Source organism: Brevundimonas sp. BAL450 (assembly GCF_015767455.1).
GTDB lineage: Bacteria > Pseudomonadota > Alphaproteobacteria > Caulobacterales > Caulobacteraceae > Brevundimonas > Brevundimonas abyssalis.
In genome coordinates this window covers 98,582-121,034 of record NZ_JADWOW010000043.1, presented here as the reverse complement: position 1 = coordinate 121,034, position 22,453 = coordinate 98,582, and the positions used below count along the sequence as shown (strand labels likewise).

Here is a 22,453-nt window from a genome sequence, read left to right as displayed (position 1 = left end):
CTGTCATCGGTTTGATTTTTATGCGGGCGCGCTCAGTCGGCCGCGCTCTTCTTGCTCTTGCAGATCGACATGAAGCCCGCGGCCATGAAGCCGGCCATGCGGTCCTTCACCGCCTCGAAGTCGTCCGAGTTGCATCGCCCGCCGGACAGCCGGTCGATCCGGCCCGTGCGGGCCAGGGTCAGCATCAGCGCGCCGGTGACGAAGTGATAGCCCCAGAAGATGTCCTCCTCGGCGCAGTCCGGCAGGGCCTTCTTGAGGATGTCCACCAGCCGCAGCACCAGCGGATCGAAATGCAGGTCGAACAGCTCGGCGCCATAGGTGGTGTTGGACACCTGCGCGCCCAGGGCGCCGTAGTTCTTCCAGTTCTCGCCGCCCTGGCTGTACAGGTCCAGGTCGGTGTCCAGGAACGCCCGCAGCGCGCCCTCAACCGTGGGCTTGCCCCCGCAGGCGGCCTCGTACGCATCCAGCGCCTTCATGCGCAGGCCGCTGGTCACGCCCGCGCGCCGTCCGATGACGGCGTCGAACAGGGTCTTCTTGTCGGTGAAATAGTAGTTCAGCAGGGTGTGGTGGACGCCGACCTTCTGGGCCACATCCTTCAGCGTCACCCCGTAAAGGCCGTGCACCGAAAACAGGTACTCCGCCGCGTCGAGGATCTGCTCCATCTTGTCGGCGCGCTGTTGCTCCTTGATGGGGCGCTTGCGCGGCTTGGGCGCCGGACGCGCGACCGCCTCGCGAGGCTTGGCCTCGGCGACAGCCGCAGCTTTGGTCTTCGTCTTCGGCTCAGCCGCCATAGTCTACTCGCAAACGCATCTTGTCGATCTTGCCCGTGGGGGCCAGCGGCATCTGGTCCAGCCGGATGACCGCATCGGGAATCCACCACGGGGCGACCCTCTCGCGCAACGGCGCAAGCAGGGCTTCGTCGCTTATGGTGTCAGATTCCCGCGTCTGAACCAGAAGAATGGGCCGTTCCCCCCATTTGGGATCGGAGCGGGCGATCACGGCGGCCAGGGACACCTCGGGATGTTCGCTGACCACGGCCTCGATCTCCGCCGGATTGATCCATTCGCCGCCGGACTTGATCAGGTCCTTTGCCCGGCCGGTGATGATCAGGTCGCCGTCGGGGCTGATGCGGGCCAGATCGCCCGTGGCGAACCAGCCGTCAGGGTCGGTGGCGCTCTCCTTCTCGCCGAAATAACGCTGGATCACCGCGGCGCCGCGCACCTTCAGATGGCCTTCCACGCCCCGTTGCTCCGGCAGCGCCCGCCCCTCCGCGTCGGTCAGCAGCAGGTCGACGCCGATGGCGGTGCGGCCGGACTTGTGGGCCGCGCGGTTCGCATCGGTCGGCCGGGCCACCGTGCCGGACGGGGACAGCTCGGTCATGCCCCAGCTGGTCTGGACCGTGACGCCCAGCCCACGCTCGATTCGCTCCATCAGCGCCGGCGCCAGGGGCGCCCCACCCACCACGATCCGCTTCAGCGACGGGGTCTGGCCGCCGGTCGCCTCCAGATGCTCCAGCAGCGCCAGCCACACCGTGGCCACGCCCACGCCCACGGTGGCGTCTTCCGCATTGATCAGGGCGGCCAGGCTCGCGCCGTCCAGATAGCGGCCGGGCAGGATCAGGCGCGCGCCCACCGCCGGGGCCGCGAACGGCAGGCCCCAGGCGTTGGCGTGGAACATGGGCACGGCCATCAGGATGCCGTCGTCGGCTGTGAACGCCATCACATCCGCCTGCAGCACCCGCAGCGTATGCAGGAAGCTGGACCGGTGGGTGTAGGTCACCCCCTTGGGCGCCCCGGTGGTGCCCGAGGTGAAACACAGGCCGCTCGGCGCGGTCTCGTCGAACGCCCCCCAGACCACCTCGCCCTCGGCCGTCCCGATCATCGGCTCCAGCAGGTCGCCCGGCTCGTCGCGCGCGTCCCCCGCGTCGATCACCAGCACGCGCTCGATCAGCGGCGCGCGGGCGGCGATGCGGCGGGCCAGCGGGGCCAGGTCCGCCCCCGCGATCAGGATGCGCGCCTGCGACTGGGTCGCCATGTCGGCCAGCTGCGCCTCGGTCAGGCGCGGGTTCAGCGTATGACACACCGCCCCCATGCCCATGACCGCATACCAGACCTCCACATGGGCCTGGGTGTTCCAGGCCAGGGTCGCCACCCGGTCGCCTGCACGGACGCCAAGCCCGGCGAGGACGCTCGACACACGTCGGCTGCGGACCCTCAGGGCTTCGTAGCCGATACGTTCACTGGAACCGTCGCCACGCGCCGTGACCACCTCGACGCCCGGATGCCATTTGGCGGCATGATCCAGGAACCGGTCGAGGGTCAGCGGGAAGGCCTGCATCTCCCCGTCGGTCATCGGCATTCCGCTGCTGCAGGAAGCGGCGGCGAGGCGACGCCCACGTTCCAGTGCCACGGCAGATCGCCCTGGGCGCGTCGGCGGCAGACCACCTCTTCCACCAGTTCGAACATGCCCGGCATCAGGTGGGCGCCCGGAACCGGCGTCTGGTCGAAGGCCATATAGGCCCGATCCTCGCCATAGGGCCGCCACTCAGGCTGCCCTTCTGCAGACGGAACCGCGTCGCGGGCGAAGCTGACCCAGTAGCTCAACATGGCGTCGGACAGGCCGGATTCCACATCCGTTTCCGGAATCGCCGGCCAGTACGGCGGCGTCCGCTCTCCGCCGCTGAAGACATAGGGAATCTCGCTGGCGTGGAAGGCGTGCAGCCCCGCCTCGTCGGCGGCTGGATAGCTGTGGTCGAAATAGTACAGGAACGACGGCTGTCCCTGCGCCGTCTGGCTGCGCACCAGACGCTCGGCGGTCCAGCCGTACATGGCGTCCCGGGTGGTCGCCAGCATGGCCTCATCCAGGTTCCCGGACGGGTAACGCGCCAGCATGTCGTCCGCCAGATCGCCATAGGCCGCCCGAATGGCCGCTTCATAAGCCTCCGCGCTCGCGGGTTGGGGCGGCAGCAGGAACCGCAGCGAGCGGATCTCGCCCTCGTTGAACCCGGCCAGGATCGGAACAGACGCCGCCTCGCCCCGCTCGAACGCTTCCACCGGCTGGGCGGGCAGCACATGGCCGTCCACATTGCCCAGCGGCAGGAAGCCGGACATGGCCGCGCCGACCGTCAGGGCCTGCGGATCCATGGCTCGCAGCCGGGCCAGCCCCCTCACCTCCAGCTGGCGGCTCAGCGCCACGCCCGCGTCCTCGGCCGACGGCGTCCCATGCACCGTCTCGCGCAGGGCGGGGGTGGAGATCATGTAGGCGCTCTGGGCCACCGCCTTGTGGAACAGCCCGTGGGCCTGCGGCGCGGCCATCAGATACATGACCGACAGGGCCCCGGCGGACTCGCCCGCGATGGTGACATTGCCCGGGTCGCCCCCGAAGGCGGCGATGTTGCGGTTGATCCAGCGCAGGGCCTCGATCTGGTCCAGCAGGCCGTAGTTGCCCGACACCCCGTCCGTCGACTCCGCGCTCAGATCCGGATGGGCCAGATAACCCAGCACGCCCAGGCGATAGTTGATGGTCACCACCACCACGCCCTCGGCGGCCATGCGCGCGCCATCATACATGACCTCGCTGCCGGAACCGCCGGTCAGGGAGCCGCCGTGGATCCACACGAACACGGGGGCGTTCTCCGCATTCTCCGGCGTCCACACGTTCAGCGACAGACAGTCCTCGCTCATGGCCGGGGTCTCGGCGGGCGCATAGATGCTGCCCGGCCGCGAGGGCGGCTGGTGACAGGCGGGGCCGAACCGGGAGGCGTCACGCACCCCGTCCCAGCCCGCCGCCGTCACCGGGGCCCGCCAGCGCATCCGCCCCGTCGGCGCCTCGGCGTAGGGAATGCCCCGGAAGGCGGCGACGCCGTCCAGCGCTTCCCCCCTCACGGACCCGGCGGGGGCCTGAACCACCGGCGCGTCATGGGCCGACACGGGCGCCGCCAGGATCAGGGCGGCGAGCCCCGCCATCATGCACAGGGACCGCCTCATGCCGCCGCCTCGAGCTTCTGTTGCTTGATGGCCCTGGCCAGCCACAGGAACAGGCCGATGGCCAGGACGTAGAACGGCGTCAGGGTGTAGAACGCCAGCTGCAGCGAGTTCTCGTATCCGCGGGCCTGGAAGAAGTCGCTGGCGAAGCCCAGATAGGTCGGCCCCAGCCCCAGCCCCACCAGGTTCATGACCAGCAGCAGCAGGGCGCCGGACATGACCCGCTGGTCCGGCCGAACCTCCTCCTGAACCAGCGTCACCGCCGGCGACAGATAGAAATAGTTCAGCCCCATGGGCAGCAGCAGGAACGCCAGCGCCAGCGGCCAGCTGGGCGCCCAGACGAAGGCCACGAACAGCGGCACGGCCAGCGCCAGGCCGATGGCCGGCACATAGGCGTAGGCCGCCTTGCCGCGCGGCGCGAACCGGTCCACCAGCCGCCCGGAGGCGACCATGCCCGCGCTGGTCCCGATCAGGATCAGCAGCGCGTACCAGACGGCCACCTCCCCCATCTCCATGCCCTTCTCACGCATCAGGAACAGGACGGTGAAGTTCAGCACCGCATAGGTGATGAACTGGGTGGCGGCGCAGGCGGCCGCGATGCGGAACAGCACCGGGTCCGCGAAGAACATGCGGAAGGTCTCCCAGAACCCCGACCGGGTCGGGACAGCCGTCGGCTCCGCCTCGGGAACCGCCGCATCGACCGGCCTGGCGTCCAGTCCGCCGCGCTTGGGCTCGCGCACCATGAACCAGACGATCAGGGCGGTCAGAACGCCGATGGCGCCGACCCACAGGAACGCCAGCCGCCAGGAATAGGCCGCCGCGATTGACGCGCCGAAGGCCACCCCCAGCGCCATGCCGATGGGCGGGCCCATGTTGAACAGGCTGAGCGCCGTGCCCCGGGTGCCCGAGGGGAAATAGTCCGAGATGATGGCGTACGATGGCGGCACCCCGCCCGCTTCGCCCACGCCCACGGCCATGCGGGCCGCGGCCAGCTGCGGATAGCTTCCGGCCAGGCCGCAGGCGGCCGTGGCTGCGCTCCACAGGCCACAGGAAATGGCCAGCACCTTCACCCGGTTCGTCCGGTCCGCCAGCCATCCCACCGGAATGGCCAGGATGCAGTAGAACATCGCGAAATACAGACCGGTCAGCAGGCCCAGCTGCCCGTCCGACACGCCCAGCTCGTCCTGGATCGGCTTGGCCAGGATCGACAGCAGCTGACGGTCCAGGAAGTTCAGCACATAGACGAAGCACAGGACCCCGAGCACGGCCCAGGCCCCGGCGCCCGGGCGCGCGACTGGCGCGCCCGGGACGGTTGAGGTGGAGATCGCCATCAGAACGCATACCCCAGGCGCACGCCCACGGTGCGCGGACGGTTCACCCCGTACTTGCCGTCAACGAAGGCCTCGGGGTGGACATAGTTGATGGACCGGTCATCGAACAGATTCTCCACATAGGCCGCGACCGTGACACGGTCGAAGGCGGCGGCCAGGGTGGCGTTCACGATGGTGTACTCCTCGGTCCAGTCATAGGTTGGACTGACCACGCCGGGCTGGCCGGGCACGTTGGGGAACGAGCCGGGATAATCGCCCACATGGATCACCGACACCGAGGCGTTGCCCTCGGCGCTCTGGAACAGATCGAAATTGTAGTTGACCAGCAGCGAGCCGCTGAACCGCGGCCCGGCCAGCCGCGCGCCCAGAACCGCGCCGGAAATGGCGGCTTCCTCGGGCGACAGATCGTCGACCTCGGCGTCGTTGAGCGCGCCGTTCAGGGCCACCGTCCAGCCCTCGGCCGGAATGGCGCGGAGCTCGAACTCGATCCCCCGGCTGTAGGCGCCGCCGATGTTTGTGGCGAACTGCACCTGGTCGGACACCCGGTTCGCCTGGACCTGAATGTCGTTCCAGTCGATGTAGTAGAGCGCCAGATTGGCGGCCAGACGGCCGTTCATCCAGCTGCCTTTCAGCCCCACCTCATAGCTGATCAACTCGTCGGAGTCGGCGCCGTAGGGAATGACCAGATCGGTCGGGTCCAGCACGCTGACCGCCCCGGCCCGGGCATTCACGATCGGGCCGCGGAAACCCGTCGCCACCGTGGCGTAGGTGGTGAGCGACGGGCGCGGACGCCACGAGACGCTGGCGCGATAGGAAGGCCCGGTTTCTTCGGCCTTGACCCCTTCGGCGGCGGCGATCGGCGTGATGGTCAAGGGACCGGGAATGCCGAACAGGGCGTTGACCAGATAGTTGCTGTTGTAGCCGCCTGCCTCGGTGAACGCTTGCGCGTCGGTGCTGCCGTAACGCAGCCCGCCCGTGACCCAGAAGTCGTCCGTGAAGCGATAGGTCAGTTGACCGAACAGAGCCTGCTCGTGCGAGATGGAGTAGCTGTTGAACCGCTGATAGTACTCGTCCGGCAGCCCGGTGATGCCGCGCGCCGCCAGGAATTCCGGGCTGGAGCGGTAGTTGAAGGCCACGTCCCGGCGCCGCTCGAAATAGAAGCCGCCCAGAACCCAGTCGAACCGCCCGCCCGGATCCGAAACCAGCCGCATTTCCTGCACGAAGGTCTCGTCCCAGGCGTCGGCGTCCAGGGCGAAGGCTATGGTCTGGCCGAAGGTGCCGGCCAGGTCCACATGGAACAGGGCGTCATAGTCGGACCAGGTCGATGAACTGGTCAGATTCGCCCCGTTGAACTGATAGTCGAACGTCACATTGTAGTTGGTCATGACACCCGAGAACCGGTCCGGCCGGTCCGACCGGCGCGTGTCCTCGCCCAGCGTCGGATTGACCAGCGAGGAGTCCTGCGGGTCGCTCTCCTCGTGGGAATAACGCAGCTGAATCGACAGACGGTCCGTCGGCTCCCACAACAGGGTGGCGCGACCGCCCCAGCTTTCCAGGCTGTTCGAGTTCTCGACCCCCGTGCCGATGTTGTTGAGGTAGCCCTCCTCATCCCGCGAGAAGCCGACCACGCGCAGGGCCAGCTGGTCTTCCACCAGCGGGATGTTGACCATGCCGTTGTAGCGCTGGCGCAGGGAGTCCGATCCCGTCACCCCGATGTCGCCCAGGAACGACGCCTCGAAGGCGTTGGGATCCGGCGCGTGGGTCAGGATGCGCAGGGCGCCGGCCAGCGAGCCCGAGCCGAACAGCGTCCCCTGCGGTCCGCGCAGGAACTCGATCCGCTCCACGTCATAGAGGCTGGGATCGAGAATGGTGGAGTTGCCGTTCGACGAGATCGGCAACTCGTCGATATAGATCGCCACCGTGCTCTGCAGATTGGCGTTGTAGCCGTTGGTGGCGATGCCGCGCGCGGTGAAATTGTTGAAGTTGGCGCTGGCGCGATTCAGGATCACGCCCGGCGTTTCGGTGGCCAGACCCTCGTAGCCGACGATGCCCTTTTCGGTCAGTTCGTCCTGCGACAGGGTGGTGATGCTCAAAGGCACGTCCTGGAGACGCTCGGCGCGGCGGGTGGCGGTCACGATCACCTCCCCCACGGAAGTGACCTCCTGATCCTGCCGCTCATCACTCGGGTTCGCGGCGGCCGTCTGGGCCTCCGCAGGCTGCCAGGCAGCCATGGTGGCGACGGCGCAAGCCGACGCGAGAAGTATCGCCCTCATCTGATGTCCTCCCTCGGCGCCGATCGTGAATGCCGACGCTCTCGGAGAGGGAGTGGGCCATGGTTCCGCCATCCTGTCAACATTCACTCTCACGCGCGTGAATGTTACGGCCGCCCGCACCCGCCTGATCCCCCGCAACCCAACCTCCACGGTGATCGTTGGGGACGCAGGAGGAACCATGCCTGACGCCATCTTCAACGGCTGGGACGGGGTGCTGCGCATCCTGTTGATCGCGCCGGCGGCCTATGTGGCGCTGATCCTGATTCTGCGGATGTCCGGCAAGCGCACCCTGGCCAAGCTCAACGCCTTCGACTTCATCATCACCATCGCCATCGGTTCGACCCTGGCCTCGGTCATCACCAGCAGCACCTTGTCACTGGTGGACGGACTGGCCGCCCTCGCCCTGCTGGTGGGCATGCAATTCGTGGTCACGAGCGCTTCGGTGCGCTGGCCATGGTTCAATGAAGCGGTCAAGGCCGAGGCCACCCTGCTGGTCCGCAAGGGCGAACTGCTGCCCCAGGCCATGCGGCGTCAGCGCATCACCAGCGACGAGATCGAGGCCGCCATCCGCCAGTCGGGCAGGCGGGGCGTGGAGGACGCCGAGGCGGTCTTTCTCGAAACTGACGGCTCGCTGGCCGTGACGCGGGCGTCATGATGGAGACCCTGCACGCCGTCATCGGCACAGAGGGTCAGGACATCGGCTGGCTGCAGATGTCGTTTCGCGCCACGCTGATCTTCGTTCTGGGCGTGTTGATCGTGCGCTTCGCCGCCACCCGGGCCTTCGGCAAATGGAGCGCTCTGGACATCATCCTCGCCGTCATCGTCGGCTCGAACCTCAGCCGCGCCCTGACCGGAAGCGCCCCGTTCCTGCCCACCGTGATCGCCACCATCCTGCTCGTCGCCCTGCACGGCCTGCTGGCCATGGCGGCGGCGCGATGGTCATGGCTCAGCACCCTCACCAAGGGCTCGTCCATCACCCTGGTGCGCGACGGTCAGATGGACGAATCCGCCATGCGCCACGCGGGCATCGGTCAGGGCGACCTGCGCATGGCCCTGCGGGCGGCGGGCCACGCGGATCTGGACCGCGTGAAGTCCGCCTCGCTGGAGCGCAACGGCGACATCAGCGTGATCGGCGAATGAACGCCCGCGAAGATGACGGCGAGGCGCGTCAGGCCTACCTCGTCCACATCGACCACGCCGCCGACGTCACATTTCCTGCGAAACGAGTCTTCGTTCTCGCTGACGGCCTCTATCTGGTGGTCAGCGCCCTGAGCCGGTCGCGCCTCTATCACCGCATCAAGCGCCAGCTGCCGCCTGACACGGCCTTTCTGGTCGCGCCCCTGGCCGACGCCCCCAAGTTCAAGGGCATGGCGTCCGGGGCCCTGACCTTCACACGCGCGCTCTGGCCGTCAGATTAGGTAGAGAAGCCGCGCCGCATCACTCCCACTCGATCGTCCCCGCGATCATAGAATATTGTTATCGAACAGCTTTTTCTGGCCGCTTCAATTCACACCGGCGCGTTTGCCGACAGATCCCGGAGCCTATTGAAAAAGCAGGGGAAATCAGACGGATAAATTTTGAGTGATGTTGATATCACTTTCTATCCATTGACGACCAAGCAGAGATGGATGGTCGTCCCTGTTCTGGAGCTATCTTCCAGCTTACAGCCTGAAAATCACCGCCACCTCTGAAGACTTTCTGCGTTCAGGCCTGAAACCGAACATTCGCCGAGAAGCGCCAGGTCACGGTCAATTTCCTGGCGCAGAATGGCTGCCGCTTTCAGAACGCCGGCATGTCCAGCCACCGAGACCGCATAGAGGAAGGGACGCCCGAGAAAGGCCATGTCTGCGCCGAGCGCCCGGGCCTTCAGCACATCGCCGCCGCGACGCAGTCCGCCGTCAATCATGATCGCAATATCCGGCGCCGTCTCGCGTATCTCGGGCAGCACCTCAAGCGGCGACACGGCAGAACTGAGCTGACGCCCGCCATGGTTGGACAGGATCAAGCCGTCCACACGATGAGAAAGAGCCAGTCTGGCGTCCTTGACAGACAACACGCCTTTCAGCACCAGCGGCCCGTTCCAGCGGCGACGAATATGGCGAATGTGCTCCCAGCCAAGTCGGCTTCGGCGATCACCGGGGGACGCCTTTCGGGCCAGGATCGACGCGCCCGGTTCGGCCTCGAAATTGGCCTGCCGGGGGATCCCGTCCCGGACAAGGGTGCGGAGCATGGCGTTCACAAGCCAGCGCGGATGGCTAACGCCGTCCCATGCCAGGCGCGGCGTGAGCCGGGGCGGAAGGGAGAATCCTGCCCTGAGCGCGTTCTCACGATTGCCCATGACCGCCACGTCGGTGGTCACCACGAGAACCTCGACCTTCGCCCGTTTCAGTCGATCAAGGAGGGCATCGATGCGGGCCATGTCGTGGGACAGGTAGGCCTGAAACCATGTTCCCGGCGCCGCCTCCATGACGGTCTCGAGCGGGGTGGTGGCTGCGCCGCTTAGAACGAACGGAATCCCCGCCTCCTGGGCTGCGGTGGAGAGGTCCAGATCCGCCCGCCAGCCGCAAACGACCGCCCCGCCCATGGGCGCGATGCCGAAGGGCGACCCATAGGAGCGGCCGAACAGCGCGACCGACTGCGACCGTGACGAAACATCGACAAGAGATCTGGGCTTGAAGGCCCATCGACTCCAGGACTCGCGGTTGGCTTTCAGGGCCTCGCCATCTTCGGAACCGGCCTCCACAAAAGCGAAGATCGAACGGGGCAGTCGCTTGCGCGCCGCCGCCTCAAAATCGTGGAGCGAGAGAAATTCAGTCATCCGGCTCAAACGGCCCCCTCCCCAGAGACAACTCATCAGATATCTTACTATTTACCTCTACAGCGTCCTGCGTCATTCTCAAGCAAACACGTCGAGGCCGTCATGAAGCGCTCAGCCACTCTTTTTTTCGCCGTCGCGGCAGTGCTTCTCGGCGCCGGGAATGTCGACGCCTCCACCCTGGTGGTCGCCAACAAGGGCGAAGACACGGTCAGCCTCATTCATTTCGAATCCGGAGAGGAGCGCGCGCGCCTGCGTACGGGGCCGCAGCCCCACGAGGTGGCGCTGTCGCCGACCGGCGAGTACGCCGCCGTCGTCGCCTACGGAGGCCAGACCATCGATATCATCGACATCGCCGAAGCGCGTTCAGTCGCCGTGCTCACCCTGCCCCAGGGAGCGCGGCCTCACGGACTGGCGTGGTTGGACGATGGGCGGATCGTAGCCACCGCCGAGGGGCTCGGCGCCCTGATTATCATCCCTGCGGACCGAGGGGGCGTCGTTGTGATTCCACTGAATCGGCTCAGGCCCCACATGACAGTGGTAAGCCCCGACGGGCGCCTAGCCTATGTCTCAAACGTCAATTCGGGGGTTGTCAGCGTGGTCGACCTGAACCACCAGACGGTCCTCGCCGAACTGGAGGCCGGTCAAGCCCCGGAAGGAATCGCACTAAGTCCGGACGCACGAACCCTGTGGGTCGCGGAAAGGGATGCAGACCGTGTGCGTGTGTTCGACACGCACTCGCTTGCTGAACTGGGAGCGGTGAAGACGGGCGAGCGCCCCATCAGGATCATGCTCTCTTCCGACGGGCGCCACGCGATCACCTCCAATTTTGTCGATGGAACCCTGACCGTCATCGACACCGAAACCCTGCTGGTCCGGCAGACGATCACCATCGCCGACGGCGTAGACGCCAATATGGTCACCATCCTTCCCGGCTCATCTTCCGGTCAGGTTCTGGTGGCCGAAACTGGACATGACCGGGTCGCCGAAGTGGATCTAGCGTCAGCCGGCGTGGTCAGGCGCATAGCGGTAGGACGTCGCGGCGACGGCCTGGCCCTCTCCCCGGTTGACGTGGCTCCACATTAGGTCACGATCAGACGTCTGATAATATAGTCAGACCACCATAAAGGGAGGCGATATGACACATTCATCCCCCGCAACGGGCCGCATAGGGCGACGCGGTCTTCTGACCGCGGGACTGGCGGGAGGGCTCGCCCTGCCCATGGCCGCGACATCGGCGCCGGCAGCCGCGAGGCAGGTCGAAGGCTCGACCCATCCGCGCGATCCTATCGTGCGCGTGACGGCCACGGCCATCGCCACGCCGGTGACCTATCCGTACGGCTCATCCGGTCACCGGAGCCGGGAAGCCTGCTGCCACGTTGAGGTGGAAACGGCCAGCGGGCTGATCGGTCATGGCATGACCGGGATCGCGGCGGATATGCGCGCCATCGCGGCGGTGGTGAACCTGACTATCGCCCCGGCCCTCATGGGCATGGACGCCCTCAGCCACGAAGCTGTTTGGCACAAGCTTTACTGGATGCTGACTCCACGAGGGCAGTCCGGCTTCGCGGTGCACGCCATGTCGGCGGTCGACATCGCCCTGTGGGACATCAAGGGCAAGACCTTCAATATGCCGATCGCGCGGCTGCTGGGCGGAGCCCGCGACCGGACACCGCTTTACACCACCTTCGGTTCCCATTTCCTCGATCGGGATCAACTGGTCGAGGCAGGGCGCGAACTGTTCGACCGCGGCTTCACCCACCTGAAGATAGTCGTCGGGAGGCCGGGTTTGCGGGAACGGGATGAGAGGCCGCTGCAGGCCCTGCTGCAGGAGGACGCAGCCCGCGTCGGCGCGGTTCGGGCGGCGCTGGGCGACGGGGCCAGTCTCTACATCGACGCGAACTGCAACCTCGATTACCCATCAGCACGCTGGCTGGTGGAGGCGGTACGCCCGTACAACGTCACCTTTTTTGAAGAGCCCTTGCGAGAGAACGACGCGGAGCTGATGGCTGAACTCCGTCGCAACACCAACATGCTGCTGGGGGCGGGCCAGAACGAGGGCCGGTCGTCACGCTTCCGGGATCTTCTGGTCGCCGGCGCTATAGACTACGCCCAGCCGAACGTCATGAACGGCGGCGGCTTCACCCAGGCCTTGCGCATCGCCGGCATGGCGGAGGCTTTCAACGTCTCGATCGCCAACGGCGGCGCGGCCGGCGCTCATAATGTGCATCTGCATGCGGGATTGTCTCACGGCGGACGCGTGGAGTGGCACGCTACCTTCATGGAAATGTGCAAGACGATTTATCGTGGGATCGAGGATCCCACGACCGAGCACTATGTGGTCCCTGATCGTCCAGGCCTTGGTTTTGATCCTGATCCCGAGGCGATCCGGGAGTTCACACAGCCCCAGTAGCCCGCCGCGACGCTATCCCCTCTGCCCTCTGATCCTCCTAAAGGATCAGGGGGTCTTCATGCGCCATGCCCGTAGCATGCCGGGCACGCGAAAACGGCCATGGTCGCCCATGGCCGTCAACGCGCCGGAGAGGAACCGCGGGGAGGAAGTCTTCCCGGCTAGTAGGTGAAGCGCAGGCCCACCCGGAAGGATCGTCCCAGCCGGTCATACAGGCCGCTGATCGCGGTGGCCGGGAAAGGCGGGTCGCGATCAAACAGATTGTTCACGACACCGTACACTTGGAGGTTTTCGCGGACCCGATAGGATGCCGACAGATTGGTGTAAAACCGTCCGTCGATATGATTGTCCGCGATGGATATCGGCGAGGTCGGATCGTAATCGGGGCTGTCGGGTCCCACCAGCGTGTTGTCGATGGAGCCACCCTCGACCCAGCGCCCCATGACCATGGCTGTGAACGGACCGCGATCATAAGACAAGCTGCCGGCCACGGTCCAGTGCGGCGCGTTGGTCGCGCCGATGTTCGCGCCGGACTGGAAGCCGCCGACCTGACCGGCCCGATCCACTATGCTGCCCACGTTCTGGATGACGCCACTGGCGTTATAGGTGCGCGGCGTGCCGAGGCCATCATCACTGATGAGAGAGTCCGTGTAATTCCCGAAAAGACGGGCGGTCAAATTGCCCGCCCCTACCGGGGTCCGGTAGCTCGCCTCGAAATCAACGCCCTGGGTGGTCAGCGAGGCGATGTTGAGCAGTTCAACACGAACGGCTTCGATGACGGTGCCAGCGCCCGAACCACTTGTGTCCACGAACCCGCAGAAGAAGCCGGGTCCGCCACCGCTAATTTCATTGGCGCAGTTGTCGAGCAGCAACTGCGGGCTGTAACCGCCGATCGCACCCTCGATTTCGATGTCATAGTAATCCACAGACATCCGGAAGCCCGGCGCAAACGATGGCGAGTAGACGAAGCCCACGGTGAAGGTGTCAGATTCTTCCGGCTGCAGGGTCGGGCTGGACTGGTTTATGACCCGCATCTGGGCTGTGGCGCCCGAAAACGGATTACGCAGGGTGTTGTTGTTGGAGGTGGACGCGAACAACTCGCTGTTGTTGGGGGCCCGGATGTCACGGGACCGGGTGGTGCGCAGTCGCAGGTCCTCATGCGGCTCCCAGTTCAGGCCCAGCTTCCACGTGGTGACCCCGCCGCTGGTGCTGTAGTCGGTGTAGCGAGCGGCGCCGTTGAACTCCAGCGAGCGCGCCAGGGGCGCGTCGGTCAGAAGCGGTGCAACCACTTCCACATAGACCTCGCGGGCGCTGTAAGATCCGTCGAACGGCTGTGGATTGCCATAGGCCCAATCCGATTGCTGGGCGATCTCGTCCGAATCCGCCCTCGCGGATTCCTCCCGGTATTCAAGCCCTGCGGCCACCGACACAGGGCCGGCCCAGGTCGAGAACGGCTCGCCCTGAACGTTCAGGGCCGCCACGCTCTGTTCCGTCACCACCTCATAGAACTGTGTCCCCGAAATGTAGTCGAGCGCTGCTTCGGAGGGCGAGCCCTCGCCGAACAGATTCAGTGGCTGGCAGCCGGCGGCGCGGGCGGCGACATTGCGGCAGACGATTCCGCCGGCGCCGTTGTCGATGGCGTCATAGGCGAACTGGAAGTTCGGGTTGATGCGCAAATTGGAGATCTTGGAGTCGAACGTGTTCTGGCCGAACTGGTAGTAGGCGTCCCACCGCCACGCTTCGCCCAGACTCCCCTCCAGGCCCGCGACAAAGCGGGTGGTGGTGTTCTGGTTATCGCCGCGCACGGCGCCGAAGTCGTTGTTCGCCCGCCCCATGGTAAAGGACGTGATGCCATTGGCGTCCATGATGTCGGCCACTTCATCCGGCAGGAAGGCGTTGTCCCGCTGGATGATGATGCGGCTGGCGCCTCTGGGGTCGCGCACTGGTGGTGTGTTGAAGTTGGCGCCCGACCTGCCGTAGCCCAGGCTGACGAAGGCCGACAGATTGCTGGTAAGTTCGTAGTCGATATTCGCCAACGCTGTCTGACGTTCCACCGGCATAATGAGCTGGTGTCCGTCCCGAGCATACAGACCTGCATTTCCGCCGGTGAAGTTGATGGCCGAGGTGCCGATCTGCTCACCGTATTCGAAGGGGATGACGGCCCCCCCCGGGCCGAACTGAATGCCGTTGAGCGGCTGGCCGGCGCCGGCGTTGGCGCCATAGATGACCCCGCCATAGGACATGTTGAGCGACTGCACGCCTTCGGCGTAGAAGCGCGACGGCGCGCCGGCCGGGCGCGCGCCGGTGTAGGAGACCAGTTCGCCCTGTCGACGTCCCCAGTCCCGGTCGGCGTAGCTTTCCACACCGTCGTTCTCGACGTACTCGCCGCCGATGACGATGTGTCCGCGCCCATCATGAAACGGGGTCCCGAACGCCAGAGCCAGCTGATGATCAGCATTGTCGCCCTCGCCGGAAATCCCGTAGGACGTCTCGCCCTTAAAGCCGTCGAGGCGACGGTTCAGGATGATATTGACCACACCTGATACGGCATCCGAGCCCCAGGCAGCGGAGGCGCCGCCAGTGACGACCTCCACCCGCTCCACCAGGACCGTGGGTATCAGATTCAGATCCACCTGCCCCGTGGCTGATGAGGGAACGTGGCGGCGACCATCGACGAGCGTCAGGGTGCGAATGTTGCCGAGGCTGCGCAGGTCGGCGTAGTTCTGGCCCGCGCCCTGGGAGTTCTGGGGATTGGTCTGCGAGGTCTGGCTTGGTCGGAAGGCGGGGACTTCGATGAGGAAGTCGCCCACATTCGTCAGACCTCTTTGTTCTATGCTCTCCGAGTCCAGAACCTTCGTCGGGGTCGGCGCATCAAATCCAGAGCGTGAGACGCGGCTGGCGGTCACGATGATTTCGTCAACCGAGGTGACGTCGTTAGCGGCCGGGGTTTCCTGGGCCCAAGCGGCCGATGGCGCCGCCAGGGCGGCCATAACGGCGGTCGAGGCCAGACACAGGGTACGGCGTTTCATCCAAATTCCTCCCATTCAGCATAGCTGGCGCCGCTGCTTGCCGGGACCACCTTTTCGGGTCCGGACGTCCAGAATGATGACGACAATCCGTGCAAAGCCGGATGCTGTCAATAACAATCAGACGTCTGCCTGTATAGACGGCCCAGCTCAACGCCTTGGGAGCTGCGGTGCCCGGGCCAGTCAGCCTGCTGTACCGTTTCTGACGCCCGATAGGACCGCGAACGCGCTATCTGACTGTTTATCTGAAATTTTATTGATTGGCGTCAAGGGGCTTGACCGATAATGCAGGCCTTCGCTACGGCGTGTTTCATCGGTCAGGGCGGTTGCATTATGCACAGACGTCTGCATATTCGATCGATAATCAGAAAAGGCAGGGGCCTGGCGGTTGCGACCTTCGCGCCCGACAAGAGTCTCCGTCACAGGACGGAAAAGACATCATGTTCAGGTTTGACCCCACATTCAGGTCGGAGTTCAGGGAAAACTGGGGCGTGCTCGTCATCGCCTTCTGTTGTCTCTTCTTTGGCTTCAGCGCGCCAGCCTTCGCCCTGCCCTTCCTCTTCACCGAAGTCATCAATGAGTTCGGCTGGACGCGCGAACAGGCGACGCTTCTGGCCTCCGCCAAATATCTCACAGGCGCTGCGGCCGCCTTGGTGGTGGGTCGCTTCGTCGACGTCATCGGTGAGAGGTCGGCCCTGATCGTGACCTTGAGTCTCGGAGGTCTCGCCCTTCTGAGTTTCCTGTGGGTGCCCAACCTGACGGCGTATTATCTGTCAGGCATGCTGCTCGGACTGGCCGGCCCCGGCGCGATGGTGGCCGTCAAGGTTCTGGTGTCGCGCAATTTCGACACCTCCCAGGGCACCGCTACCGGCTTTGCGCTGCTGGGAACCAGCATCGGCTCCGTGATCGTGCCGCTGGTCATTACTTTCCTGATTGCAGCGTTTGGATGGAGATACGCTTTCGGGCTGCTGTCGCTGGGCGTATGGGGTCTGACCCTGCCCCTGCTGATCTTCTTCTTCCCGCGTGCGGCGCGACAGAGACATGCGGATCAGAAGAACCAACCCGCCGCCGAGCGGCCGCGGATCGGCCTGGGCGAAGTCGCAAGGCTGGCGCGCCGCAAGCCCTTCTGGTTGCTCGCCGGCGCGCTCTTTCTGGCCGCCGCCTCGGACCAGGCGTTCATCCAGCATCAGGTTCTGATGCTGAACGACATCCACATGTCGCGTGAGATGGCGGCCATGGCGATCAGTGCGATCGGCATGCTGGGCATCGTCTGCCGCGTGGCCATCGGCAACCTGTTGGACAGCCGGTCCAACAAGGCGGCTTCGGCGCTCTACATCACCCTGACGGCGACGTCCCTCCTGGCGTTCTACCTGGTGAACCCTGTTCTTCTGATTGCGTTCGTCGTCCTCAGGGCCGTGGGTCACGCCGTGGTGCTGCTGGACACCACGGTCATCACCAAACATGTGTTCGGCCTGAAAAACTTCGGCACGCTCATCGGCGTTTACACGGCCATCGTCAGCCTGGGCTACGCGGCCGGCCCATGGTTGATGGGACGCCTTTACGACATGGCGGGGAACTACAGCACCGCCTTCATCGTGTTTGCGGTCCTGCCTTTGATCGCGGCCGCCCTGATGTGGTCGCTCAAGCCCGCCTACTGGCTGGCGCTCAACCAACCCTCCCCCGCCGGAAAGGCCTCTGGAGCCATCGAATGAGTACGCTTATCGTCACCCTTCGCACCGGCGAGGAAAAGTCCGTGTCGGCGCGCGACGGACGCTCGGTCATGGAGGCGATCCGCAATAGCGGCATAGACGAGATCCTGGCCATATGCGGGGGCTGCTGCTCTTGCGCCACGTGCCACGTCTATGTGGACGAATCTTTCGCGGGCCGGGTGTCTTCAGCCAGCGGAGACGAAGAGGACCTGCTGGACTGCAGCGACCACAAGACGGATCGCTCCCGGTTGTCGTGCCAGATTCGCATGAGCCCTGAACTGGATGGGCTGCGGGTCACCATCGCGCCGGAAGACTGAACCCCGATGCCCTCCACGACGACATCGGCCATGCCGCACCAGGTCGTCATTCTCGCCTATCCCGGTGCGCACCTGCTGAACATCGCGGGATCTGCGGAGGTCTTCGCGGCGGCGAACCGCGCCATGCAGGAGCGATCGTCGGACGCCGCATCCAGCGACAACGCACCCTACCGCCTGACGATGGTGTCTCGGGATGGCGGCGGCGTCCTGACCGCCGCCGGGGTGGAAATCGCCACCCGGCCGCTTTCCGACCTTCCCCCGACCGTGAACGTACTGATCATACCGGGCGGCGCGGGCATCCGGCCCGTGATGGCGGATGAGGCCATGACTCGCTGGATCGCCGATACCGCCCGGCGGTCGCGGCGCGTGATTGGGCTCGGTGGCGGCTCCTTCATCCTGGCGGGCGCGGGGCTTCTGTCGGGTCGCCGATGCGTCAGTCACTGGCGGTTCGAGGATGATTTCGAGCGCGAGCACCCGGCCGTCCATCTTGTGCGCGACGCGCTGTTCGTGGTGGACGGGCCCTTCATCACCGCGGCGGGCTCGAGCGCCAGCCTGGACGTGGGGCTGCGGCTGGTCGAGGAGGACGTGGGCCCTCTGACGGCGCTCCACGTGGCCGCCATGCTGGTGACCCCCCGCATTCGCGCCGGCGATCAGCCGCAACTCAGCGCCGAGATGAAGGCGCGGCTGGGAGCCGCGCCACGCATCGCGCGCGCCATAGACTGGATGTCCGAAAATGTCGCGCGGCGCATATCGGTGGGCGATGCGGCCGAACGTTTCGCCATGAGCGAGCGCAACTTTTCCCGCGCCTTCCGCAAGGAAACAGGCCTCTCGCCTTCGGCCTTCATGGAGCGACTTCGGTTGGAAGCGGCGCAGCGCTGGCTAAACGGCTCTCCCCTGGCCCTGGAGGAGGTGGCGCAGCGATGCGGCTATTCCGGCGCCGTCCAGATGGCCCGCGCTTTCCAAGTTCACTTCGGCATGACTCCCCTCGCCTATCGCCGGGCCTCGGCCGTCAGCCCCCGATCAGGCTGAAGGCCATGCGCAGACCCGTGGCGCCGAGGAACAGGGCGAAGGCCCGCCGCAGCCAGAGTGGATGCAGACGGTGCGCAAGATCGGCTCCCCAAGGTGCGGCAACCACGGTCGCCGGGATCAGCACCGCCGCACCGACCAGACTGGCGTAACCCAGCGACCCCGGCGGACGCCCTGCGGCGCCCAGGCCACCCAGGATGAAACCGACTGCGCCGGGGATGGCGATGAGCACCCCCACGGCCGCCGCCGTGCCCACGGCCCGGTGAATGGGATAGCCGAACAGCGTCAACGTCGGGACGGTGAAGGTTCCGCCGCCGATGCCCATCATGACCGACACGCCCGATATGGCTATCGCCATGCAGCGCTGCGTCCCGACGCCGGGCAGGGTCTCGGCCAGACGCCACTCCGGGCGGCCGAACAGCATGTGCAGGGCCACCGCCATTGCGAACACCGCAAAGACACCCATGAGGGCCGGGCCATCGGCCCAGGCGGCGAAGACGACGCCCGCCAGGACACCGGCCAATAAGCCGGGCAGCCAGCGGCGGAACAACGCCATATCCACCGAGCCCTTCCTGTGATGGGCCATGGCCGAGCGGATCGAGGTGGGGACCATGGCCGCCAGAGAGGTGCCCACTGCCATGTGCATCCGCACCGACGGGTCCACGCTGTCCAGCGCGCCGAAGACAAAATAGAGGATCGGCACCATGATGATGCCGCCGCCGACGCCCAGCAAGCCGGCTAGCACTCCAGCGACCAGGCCGCAGGCCAGCAGGATGCCCGCCAGGGTTGCCAGGGTCGCCATGTCTCCGCCCATGGTGCTTCAGACCGCCGGAGTCACAGAAACCGCGTGGGCGCGATGATGGTACGCCACATGTGGCTGGCCGGACTGTTGTCCATGCCCAGCCCCTCCTTGGGCTGGCGGAAGTTGCGGCCGATGATGTCCTCGAATTCCTCGATCTCCACATAGGCGTCCGGGTCGAAGGCGTAGAGATCGTTCAGCGTCACCAGACGCGCGGTCATGTACCACCTGTGCCTGCGGGCTTCTTGGTAGTCCCGGTCGATGTAGGGATCTGGCGTATAATCGGCGCCGAACATCCTCAGATAGACCTCGGGATACTCGTACCCGACGGATTCATCCGGATAGAAGCGCAGGGCCTGATGCGCGCGCACGGCCCAGCTGACTTCCTCGTCCACATAGGGCTCGATCAACTGGGCGCCCCAATAGCCGTGGTCCGAGCGAATAAGCCCGAAGACGGCTATGTCGTGCAGCAGACACGCCATGACCACCTTCTCATCTAGGCCGTTTTTCATGGCCAGGCGCGCGCTTTGGAGCAGATGCTGCGACGGTCCGAAGCGATGGCGGAAAAAGTCGATCAGCGTCGGCGCCTCGGGCATCGCCCGCAGGCGAGGGTCTTCGCGCATGAGAAAATGTCGGCCGGCCAACTCGTCCTTCGACGGCCGCGACCGCGGCTCGACCGGATCGATGTCCCCGGACTGATAGAGGACCGACTTGACGATCACGTCGTCCAGTTCGCGGCTCATGGCCTCCTCATGCGCCTCGGCGCGGTCGGACAGGGTCTTGAATGGAACGGACACTGGCGCCTCCTCTTGTCTGGGCGCCTGAACCCTAAGGCCTGACGGGATTTTCGCACCGGCCAAACTCAGCACGAAATCGGCCAAATCCCGTCACAGCATGTAGATGTCCAGCACGGCGGGGATGTTGTCGTTCAGAAGCCGGACGGTCTTGGCCGCAATCAGCCAATCGCCTTCCCGGCGCAGCCGATACTCATAAAGGCCGAAGAACACGGTAGCCGCCTTGCGCCGGGGGTCATAGACGTGGACCACGCCGCTGGCCTTCACCACCGACTCGTCGCCCTCATCGGTTTGGACGACGATGTTGGACAGCATGTGTGCGGTGCGGCGCAGAGGGTTGGACGCCACGGACAGGCCGCTTTTCAGACGCCAGATGCGATCCTCTAGTCCCGCGCGGTTGTCGTAATAGATCAGCGACAGTTGGCTGTCCGGATCGGTGGTGGTTTCTGTCTCGTTCTTCCACGAGGGGACCCAGAAGCGCGCGTCCTCGCAATACAGCGCCAGCCAGTCCTCCCAGCGCCGCTCGTCCAGCGCCAGGCCCTCGGCGTAAAGCAGGCTCGCCGCTTGTTCGGAGGTCAGAACGCCGCTCATGCCGCCGCCCTCCGCGGCGTGGCCGCGTGTCTGCGCCCCTCGCTGGTCATGCGCGCCAGCCAGGCCCGGTAATAGGCGTGGAAGATGGTCTCATCGCTGAGGAAGCGGTCCGCCGCCACCGAACTGGCGGGCTTGAGGCCGATGGCGTCTGCAAACTGATCCGGCCCGGCGACCGAGGCGCACATGCCGCGCGAATAGCCCTGAAGCCACGGATCGGCTTCGGACTGATACCCCTCCTGACAGGCTTCGTAGACGACCGTGTCGTCCGGCGTGGCCAGACCGCTAGGATTGAAGAAGTCCTCATACTGGCGGATGCGCCGACGCCGTGCTTCGGCGCTCTCGCCGATGGGCGCCATGCAGAAAGTCCGCATCTCTGTCCGATTGACCGAGATCGGGCGGATGATGCGAAGCTGGCTGGAGGCGTTCTCGGCGAACTGCACGTTGGGGAAGACGGTCAGGTTGCGCGAATAGAACATCCAGTCACGCTTAGCCTTTCCCACACGAGCGGCCAGTTCTTCGTGACGCTCGTACAGCGGCAGGGCGTCCGGCGAGTCCGGCATCCGCCAGTTCATCACATGGCCCTCATGAAAGTTGTAGGTGCCGCCGGTGGGCACGCCCGGCTCTACCTCGGCCATCTTCTTGACGTCCCACATGTTGCGGGTGGAGCCCTCGTATTCCTTCTCGGTGCGGCGCTCCAGAATTCGCAGGTAGGACGGATGAACGGACGAGAAGTGGTACTGGTCCGAGCAATTCTCCAGTTGCAGTTTCCAGTTGGCGTCGAACGTGAAGCCCACCGCGCCCGGCACCAGCTCCATGCCCTCGGGGCTCTGATCCACCACCAGGTCGATCAGGGGGCGAGCGTCGCCCAGGTACGTTTCAAGCAACGGCACGTCGGCGCTCATGGAGCCGAACAGAAGCCCGCGGTAGTTGCCGAACGCTGCGACCGGCGTCAGGTCGTGTCCGGCCTCGTGAAAGGCCTCGGAATAGGCGCCGGCCGCCTTGCCCTTGATTGCCCGGTTCCGGCCCGAACTGTCGAACGACCAGGAGTGATAGGGGCAGACGTGCAGCTTGGCGTTGCCGCTTTCATGCTGGCAGATGCGCGCGCCCTTGTGCGGACAGCTATTGACGAAGGCACCCAGTTCGCCCGCCCCGTCGCGGGTCACCAGAACCGGATGGCGGCCGATGGTGGTGGTGAAGAAGTCGTGATTGCGAGGAAGCTGCGACACCAGGCCCAGAAACACCCAACCGGCCTCGAAGATGTATTTCATCTCCAGCTCGAAGATATCCGGATCCGTGAAAACACGGCGGTGCACGCGGAACAGGCCGTCCTCGGGCCGGTCATCGATCAGGGCCTTCAGGTCCTGTGGCGTCAGGGTCAT

Annotated in this window: 19 protein-coding genes; 8 read left to right on the top strand and 11 right to left on the bottom strand. The window is 65.5% G+C overall.

Going from position 1 to position 22,453, the window contains the following annotated elements; all coding sequences use genetic code 11:
- Nucleotides 1-32 precede the first annotated feature (32 nt).
- From IWC96_RS05485 to IWC96_RS05465, 5 genes are all read right to left on the bottom strand, one after another.
- Nucleotides 33-662, bottom strand: coding sequence for a TetR/AcrR family transcriptional regulator (locus tag IWC96_RS05485; protein ID WP_045318777.1), 630 nt, complete (start codon nt 660-662; stop codon nt 33-35).
- 118 nt (nt 663-780) lie between these two features.
- Entirely contained in the window at nt 781-2,352 is a 1,572-nt protein-coding gene (locus IWC96_RS05480) for an AMP-binding protein (RefSeq protein ID WP_196838555.1), read from the bottom strand.
- Nucleotides 2,349-3,986, bottom strand: coding sequence for a carboxylesterase/lipase family protein (locus IWC96_RS05475; protein ID WP_045318766.1), 1,638 nt, complete (start codon nt 3,984-3,986; stop codon nt 2,349-2,351). Before IWC96_RS05475 ends, IWC96_RS05480 begins: the two co-directional genes overlap by 4 nt.
- Nucleotides 3,983-5,314, bottom strand: a complete 1,332-nt coding sequence (locus IWC96_RS05470) for an MFS transporter (RefSeq protein ID WP_196838554.1) — start codon at nt 5,312-5,314, stop codon at nt 3,983-3,985. The genes IWC96_RS05475 and IWC96_RS05470 overlap by 4 nt, the downstream gene beginning before the upstream one ends.
- Nucleotides 5,314-7,587 carry a TonB-dependent receptor gene (locus IWC96_RS05465; protein ID WP_021696565.1) on the bottom strand — a complete coding sequence of 758 codons (2,274 nt, stop codon included), beginning with the start codon at nt 7,585-7,587 and terminating at the stop codon, nt 5,314-5,316. The genes IWC96_RS05470 and IWC96_RS05465 overlap by 1 nt, the downstream gene beginning before the upstream one ends.
- Nucleotides 7,588-7,765: 178 nt before the next feature.
- Between IWC96_RS05465 and IWC96_RS05460 the strand changes: the two genes are divergently transcribed.
- The 3 genes from IWC96_RS05460 to IWC96_RS05450 are packed head-to-tail and all read left to right on the top strand — an operon-like array spanning nt 7,766 to nt 9,005.
- The gene (locus IWC96_RS05460) at nt 7,766-8,242 is read left to right on the top strand and encodes a DUF421 domain-containing protein (RefSeq protein WP_196838553.1); all 477 of its coding nucleotides are present in this window, start codon (nt 7,766-7,768) and stop codon (nt 8,240-8,242) included.
- A complete protein-coding gene (locus IWC96_RS05455) occupies nt 8,239-8,727 on the top strand; it encodes a DUF421 domain-containing protein (RefSeq protein WP_196838552.1) in 489 nt (162 codons plus the stop codon). Before IWC96_RS05460 ends, IWC96_RS05455 begins: the two co-directional genes overlap by 4 nt.
- The gene (locus tag IWC96_RS05450; RefSeq protein ID WP_196838551.1) at nt 8,724-9,005 is read left to right on the top strand and encodes a hypothetical protein; all 282 of its coding nucleotides are present in this window, start codon (nt 8,724-8,726) and stop codon (nt 9,003-9,005) included. Before IWC96_RS05455 ends, IWC96_RS05450 begins: the two co-directional genes overlap by 4 nt.
- Nucleotides 9,006-9,262: 257 nt before the next feature.
- On the opposite strand, the gene IWC96_RS05445 is transcribed toward IWC96_RS05450, so the two are convergent.
- Nucleotides 9,263-10,405 carry an alpha-hydroxy acid oxidase gene (locus IWC96_RS05445; protein ID WP_231378913.1) on the bottom strand — a complete coding sequence of 381 codons (1,143 nt, stop codon included), beginning with the start codon at nt 10,403-10,405 and terminating at the stop codon, nt 9,263-9,265.
- A gap of 102 nt (nt 10,406-10,507) precedes the next feature.
- Here IWC96_RS05445 and IWC96_RS05440 point away from each other — a divergent pair, with 102 nt between their 5' ends.
- Nucleotides 10,508-11,488, top strand: coding sequence for a cytochrome D1 domain-containing protein (locus IWC96_RS05440; protein WP_196838549.1), 981 nt, complete (start codon nt 10,508-10,510; stop codon nt 11,486-11,488).
- A 136-nt stretch (nt 11,489-11,624) separates the two neighbouring features.
- The gene (locus IWC96_RS05435; RefSeq protein ID WP_196838548.1) at nt 11,625-12,815 is read left to right on the top strand and encodes a mandelate racemase/muconate lactonizing enzyme family protein; all 1,191 of its coding nucleotides are present in this window, start codon (nt 11,625-11,627) and stop codon (nt 12,813-12,815) included.
- 158 nt (nt 12,816-12,973) lie between these two features.
- On the opposite strand, the gene IWC96_RS05430 is transcribed toward IWC96_RS05435, so the two are convergent.
- Entirely contained in the window at nt 12,974-15,841 is a 2,868-nt protein-coding gene (locus IWC96_RS05430; protein ID WP_196838547.1) for a TonB-dependent siderophore receptor, read from the bottom strand.
- Nucleotides 15,842-16,329: 488 nt separating this feature from the next.
- Here IWC96_RS05430 and IWC96_RS05425 point away from each other — a divergent pair, with 488 nt between their 5' ends.
- Genes IWC96_RS05425 through IWC96_RS05415 form a run of 3 tightly spaced genes read left to right on the top strand, consistent with a single transcriptional unit; the run spans nt 16,330 to nt 18,893 of the window.
- Nucleotides 16,330-17,550 (top strand): MFS transporter, encoded by a 1,221-nt coding sequence (locus IWC96_RS05425; protein WP_196838546.1) that lies wholly within the window; start codon nt 16,330-16,332, stop codon nt 17,548-17,550.
- Nucleotides 17,547-17,864 (top strand): 2Fe-2S iron-sulfur cluster-binding protein, encoded by a 318-nt coding sequence (locus tag IWC96_RS05420; RefSeq protein WP_196838545.1) that lies wholly within the window; start codon nt 17,547-17,549, stop codon nt 17,862-17,864. The genes IWC96_RS05425 and IWC96_RS05420 overlap by 4 nt, the downstream gene beginning before the upstream one ends.
- Nucleotides 17,865-17,870: 6 nt before the next feature.
- A complete protein-coding gene (locus IWC96_RS05415) occupies nt 17,871-18,893 on the top strand; it encodes a GlxA family transcriptional regulator (RefSeq protein WP_196838544.1) in 1,023 nt (340 codons plus the stop codon).
- Here IWC96_RS05415 and IWC96_RS05410 read toward each other — a convergent pair.
- The 4 genes from IWC96_RS05410 to IWC96_RS05395 form a co-directional block, all read right to left on the bottom strand.
- The gene (locus IWC96_RS05410) at nt 18,874-19,692 is read right to left on the bottom strand and encodes a sulfite exporter TauE/SafE family protein (RefSeq protein WP_196838543.1); all 819 of its coding nucleotides are present in this window, start codon (nt 19,690-19,692) and stop codon (nt 18,874-18,876) included. The genes IWC96_RS05415 and IWC96_RS05410 overlap by 20 nt on opposite strands.
- A gap of 32 nt (nt 19,693-19,724) precedes the next feature.
- Complete coding sequence (locus IWC96_RS15940; RefSeq protein ID WP_196838542.1) at nt 19,725-20,486, bottom strand: HD domain-containing protein; 762 nt, start codon at nt 20,484-20,486, stop codon at nt 19,725-19,727.
- Nucleotides 20,487-20,576: 90 nt separating this feature from the next.
- Nucleotides 20,577-21,074 (bottom strand): aromatic-ring-hydroxylating dioxygenase subunit beta, encoded by a 498-nt coding sequence (locus IWC96_RS05400; RefSeq protein ID WP_196838541.1) that lies wholly within the window; start codon nt 21,072-21,074, stop codon nt 20,577-20,579.
- The gene (locus tag IWC96_RS05395; RefSeq protein WP_196838540.1) at nt 21,071-22,453 is read right to left on the bottom strand and encodes an SRPBCC family protein; all 1,383 of its coding nucleotides are present in this window, start codon (nt 22,451-22,453) and stop codon (nt 21,071-21,073) included. Before IWC96_RS05395 ends, IWC96_RS05400 begins: the two co-directional genes overlap by 4 nt.